The sequence below is a fragment of the Bacteroides sp. 1_1_30 genome, from assembly GCF_020982715.1.
Taxonomy (GTDB): domain Bacteria; phylum Bacteroidota; class Bacteroidia; order Bacteroidales; family Bacteroidaceae; genus Bacteroides; species Bacteroides xylanisolvens.
Window position 1 is genome coordinate 1 of sequence record NZ_JAJKHN010000232.1, and the last position, 1,025, is coordinate 1,025.

The window sequence follows — 1,025 nt, forward strand, 5'->3', positions numbered from 1 at the left end:
ATGCCGTTTTCTTGCGTTTTACTCGGTTCTTTTTTCATTTTCAATTGTCTTTATCTGTGTATATCGTATCATTTCCCTGTCTCATCCCCTTTCTACAAATGCGGTGAGGCCTTCTTGCGGGAGGAGGAACTCCTTTTCCTGTTCACAGTAATAATAAATACCTTCATCGATCCTTTCTGCGGCTTTTGAAACGGGTGCACCGCTCCTGCGTCCGATGAGCTTCCTCTGCAATGCGGTGACCGATACGGTTGTTTCCATTTCCTGTTCCGTCCCCCGGAACAGTGTCAGCTTCCTTATGGGGTACTCCTTTCCCTGCCACTCAATGACGTCGAGCAGGCTTCCCTCTTCGGGATATACCCTGCAGAATGCAGCGTGCACGCTTGCCGACACCTTGCCACAAAGCAGGCATATCTGTTCTCCCAGGCCCAGACAACTGTTTCTGATCATCGCTTCGAGCAGGTCCGTGCCTGCCCCGTTGTCCGCCGCTTGTGTGAGAGCCTCCCAGTATCCCCTGCCGAAGTGGCTTATGAAGGGCACGAGCTGCGAAGCCCTGACCGTCTTTTCCGACCCGCATCCCGATTGCAGCGCCTCTATTCCGGCTGATACCAGCTGTACCCTTGTGTCGCCCTGCACGGGAGGATATACGGGGCAGCACACCTGCATGGTTTCCATCAGGTCTTCGCTTTCGTTGTACCAGCGCACCTGTTCCCCGAATCTTATGAAATCATATCTGTCCATTTTTCTTTGTTTTCATTGTTCTGTTGTTGTTTACAAATCTTCCGGTTCTCCATCGTTGATACTCCGGTAGAAACGGTCTCCGTCCGCCCATTTTTTGGCGGCGATAGCCAGCCCGAACGCTTCCTCTATGGAAAGTCCGTCAGCGGGAAGGGCATCAAGGAGTTCTCCCATGCATACGTCGTTCTCGCCATACTCTTCCTGCACCTTCCCGAGTGTCATTCTGCCTTTGTCCGTCTTTTTGCGGCGCAAAAGCATCTGTTGTATCCAATTTATCATGCGGTTCTTTT

The 1,025-nt window shown here is 51.7% G+C and carries 2 protein-coding genes; both read right to left on the reverse strand.

Features of this window, described 5'->3' with window-relative positions; translation table 11 throughout:
• Window positions 1–81: 81 nt before the first annotated feature.
• Window positions 82–738, reverse strand: a complete 657-nt coding sequence (locus tag LPH68_RS26915; protein ID WP_032534375.1) for a hypothetical protein — start codon at window positions 736–738, stop codon at window positions 82–84.
• Window positions 739–768: 30 nt separating this feature from the next.
• On the reverse strand, window positions 769–1,025 hold a 257-nt coding region (locus LPH68_RS26920), incomplete at its 5' end, for a hypothetical protein (RefSeq protein ID WP_230297289.1).